Below are 3,242 nucleotides of genomic sequence, written 5' to 3'. Positions count from 1 at the left end.
CCTCCTGCGACGGCAACCAGGGTGACGTGGTCGTCTACCACGACGTGTTGGTCCGGACGTGGAACGACCCTGCCGGCGAGGGCCTGACCTGCGACGGCGAACCCGTCCCGCCGGGCTTCGAAGGACTGCACGTGTTCGACATCAGCGATCCGCACGATCCCGAGCTCCTGACGTCGGTCGAGACGCCGTGCGGCGCGCACACCGCGACGGCGGTGCCGGACAAGGAGGACGAGCGCCTGCTCGTCTACAGCTCGCCCAGTAACGCGGAGTGCCCCGGGATCGACGTCGTGGAGATCCCGCTCGACACCGCCGAGGACGCAACCTACCTGCGATTCGAGCCGGCCGGGCGGCCGTGCCACGACACGGGCGTCATCCTCGGCGACGCGATGCTCGCCGCCTGCGCGGGCGGCGACGGCTACACGATGTTCCACCTGTCCGGTCCCGGCTCCCTCGTAGACCCGCACGAGGTCCAGAGCGTGAGCATCCCGGGGGTGACCATCGGTCACAGCGCCACCTTCACCTGGGACGGCAAGGTGCTGGTGTTCGCGCACGAGCCCGGCGGCGGCGTCGAGGCCCGGTGCCAGGAGACGACGCCCGAGATCGACCGCACGGCGTTCTTCTTCGACGCCGCGACGGGTGACGAGCTCGGCCGCTTCGTGTTCGAGCGGTTCCAGGGCCCGACCGAGAATTGCGTCGCAATGCACAACTTCAACGTCGCGCCGCTGCGGTCGGACCGCTACGTGCTCGTCCACGGCAGCTACCAGGCCGGCACCGGGGCCATCGACTTCACCGACCCGAGCAACCCGGTCGAGTTCGCCTGGAGCGACCCGCCGCCGGAGCCCGTGCCGCCCGGCTCGCCGTTCGGCCTGGAGATCGGCGGCGCGTGGTCGTCGTACTGGTACGACGGCTTCGTCTACGAGAGCAACATCACCGAGGGCCTCAACATTTTCCGCCTCAGCGGTCCGGAGACCGGCGGGGCGATCGAATTGGGTCACCTGAACCCTCAGACCCAGGAGTTCACGATCCCGGATGACGCTGATGATCACGAATGATCACCAGCACGACGACCGGCAACCCGGTGGCGGCCGTGCGACAGGGACTGGGATCTTGATGTGAGACCTGCGGGGTCACTGGGGGAGAACCGAGGGCAAGCCGGCATCGGCCGGACACACGTGACCCGCCCGCTGGCTTCCAACACGGCGAACGCCCCCTGCCCGAACCCGGGCAGGGGGGCGCTCGTCGTGGGTTCGGGGGGTCAACGAGCCACGCGGACAGTCGGTTACGGGGCTGGCAGGAAGGCCACGTGGGGATGATCCATGTGGTTGGCCGTGGGCGATCCGCGGTCTTCCATGGCTCGCCACGAGCCCGACGTGACGATGTAAATGCGTTGCTGCCAGATCACGTACTCGACGCCGAATCGGGCCGCGTTGTCAATCACGTACTGGGCGAGGGCGTCGCCCTTGGCCCGGTCGGTGTAGACCATGAAGTCAGCGGCGCGGCCCTGCGTAGGGCTATGGCCCGGGCGGGTGTATGACGTGGCGACGTTGAACCGCTCGGTGACCTCCTTGACGACAGGTTGGACGTGCGGGTCCCACATGCTGTAGCTGCTCGACGTCGGAGTCGGTCTCTCCGCGGGGGCCGGGGCCACGGCCGCGGCCGAGCCGGTCGCATGTGCCTGGGCGGGAAGGGGCGTGAGGGCCACCCCCGCCCCCGCGAGAAGTGCCACCACGGCCCGCCGGCCGAAACGGGCGGAACGACGGGCCGTGGTCATGCGAGTAGTCGTCATGGACGACGTCTCCTGTTCTCCATCAACCGCCTACCGAGTTAGCTGACGGGTTCGGGCGGGGAACTCGCCCGGCGCGACCGGAACTCGCGTTCCGGTCGTGCTTCACCCCATTGCTGCGGTGGGTCCCCGGCCCGGGCGCCTGCTTCGTGCGGGCGCCCGGTTGGGCGGCGTCCGACGGGTGTCACCGCGGTTCGGTGACGAACGGAGCCCCGTACGGACCGCGACGACGCTAGGGCGGTCGCCGAACCGGGACAAAAGAAGGAGATGACTACCGGAGACGGCGATCAGCGGATGACGACGCCCCGTCGTTCCAGCACGATCGCCCTATGACACGAACGTCGTCTCCAAACCCGTAGCCGAGCCACTGCTCAGAGTAGTCCTGACCCAATCCGCAGAAGTCGGCGCGGCAGCACACACCGGAATGGCCGCATAACGGTGCGCACAGCACCGTCGCCAACCCGCGGGCAGCCGAAGGACCTCGCGATCACGTCTGGGCCGCCGATTCGGCCTTGGTCAGCATCGGCGCTGCCGTAGAAACCGGGCCGCGCGGCGCCTCACCGATGGCGATCCCCCGGTCCTGCTCCATCCGTCCGGGAACTGGTGCCCCTGAGGGGCTCTCCGGGACAGCCCCACCGGTGACAATGACTGCGCGAGGGACCCCCAGGCCCCGCGCATGCAGACCCGTGACCTCTTCCGTGTCAGCGAAGAGGTTCAAGGCCAGGCCCCTCCAGAGGCCCTCTCGAGGGGGCCACGCCAATTCGCTGTCGCGTCATGGCCGCCCGTCGTCATCGCGAACGCGCCAACGCACGAGAAGCGATCACCGCAGCCGGGACAAGCAACGCGAGCACAAGCGTCATGGCCGGCGCCAGACCGATCAGTCCTTGGAGGGCGCCGACGCCGACGTACAAGAGCCCGGCGATTCCGTCCCACCCCGAGGACAACGCCAGCGGCTGCGGCCGGGTTCTGTGGGGCGGCCATCTGCGCGGCGACTGATGAGAAGTGGCTGACTCGCGTAGATCAGCGCCCCGGCGCTGGCAGCAAGCACGAGCGTGGCCACACCAGGCGAAACGATCAGCACAGCGGTCAGCGTCGGCACGGCCGCCAGAAGGGAGACGGCAGTTGTGCGCGCGTAGCCGAATCGAGCGCCGACGGCTCCGCCCGCCACGGCACCGAGACCGGCCCCAAGCGAGAAGAGCCCCAAAGTGCCGCCGAGCAGGGGCGCATCGGTGCGAAGGTGGTGGGCGTCCACAAGCCACAGCGGCACAGCGCTGGTGAAGGTGATGAACGCGAGGCTCGCAAGGGCAGCTGCGGCGGTGAGCCACCCGATGGCGCCGGTGAAAATGCGCCGGTCGAGGGCGTGGCTCAGCCCTGATCCACCGTCGATCTTGGTCGGCTGAATGAGGCCTGATTCGATCTTGATTGGCTTATGCGGGCGTGGGTGAGCTGCCGGTCTGCC

Annotated in this window: 3 protein-coding genes and 1 riboswitch; of the genes, 1 reads left to right on the top strand and 2 read right to left on the bottom strand. The window is 68.8% G+C overall.

Annotation, left to right across the window (positions count from 1 at the left end; translation table 11 throughout):
• Nucleotides 1–1,052 (top strand): LVIVD repeat-containing protein (locus tag CHB94_RS25550; protein WP_176445746.1); only part of this gene is annotated, 1,052 nt, incomplete at its 5' end.
• 227 nt (nucleotides 1,053–1,279) lie between these two features.
• On the opposite strand, the gene CHB94_RS25545 is transcribed toward CHB94_RS25550, so the two are convergent.
• Together CHB94_RS25545 and CHB94_RS24240 are read right to left on the bottom strand one after the other, a co-directional pair.
• Complete coding sequence (locus CHB94_RS25545; protein ID WP_176445745.1) at nucleotides 1,280–1,786, bottom strand: VldE C-terminal domain-containing protein; 507 nt, start codon at nucleotides 1,784–1,786, stop codon at nucleotides 1,280–1,282.
• A gap of 12 nt (nucleotides 1,787–1,798) precedes the next feature.
• A riboswitch (cyclic di-AMP (ydaO/yuaA leader) is annotated at nucleotides 1,799–1,934 on the bottom strand.
• A gap of 726 nt (nucleotides 1,935–2,660) precedes the next feature.
• On the bottom strand, nucleotides 2,661–3,242 hold a 582-nt coding region (locus tag CHB94_RS24240; RefSeq protein ID WP_141137654.1), incomplete at its 5' end, for an MFS transporter.

The organism is Blastococcus mobilis, from assembly GCF_900188025.1.
Lineage (GTDB): Bacteria > Actinomycetota > Actinomycetes > Mycobacteriales > Geodermatophilaceae > Blastococcus_B > Blastococcus_B mobilis.
The sequence above is the reverse complement of the archived record's forward strand: the minus strand, read 5'-3'. Positions and strand labels throughout refer to the sequence as shown.

Excerpts from the sequence above, each read along its gene's own strand:
- CHB94_RS25545 (WP_176445745.1), bottom strand. The coding sequence starts at position 1,786 with ATGACGACTACTCGCATGACCACGGCCCGTCGTTCCGCCCGTTTCGGC.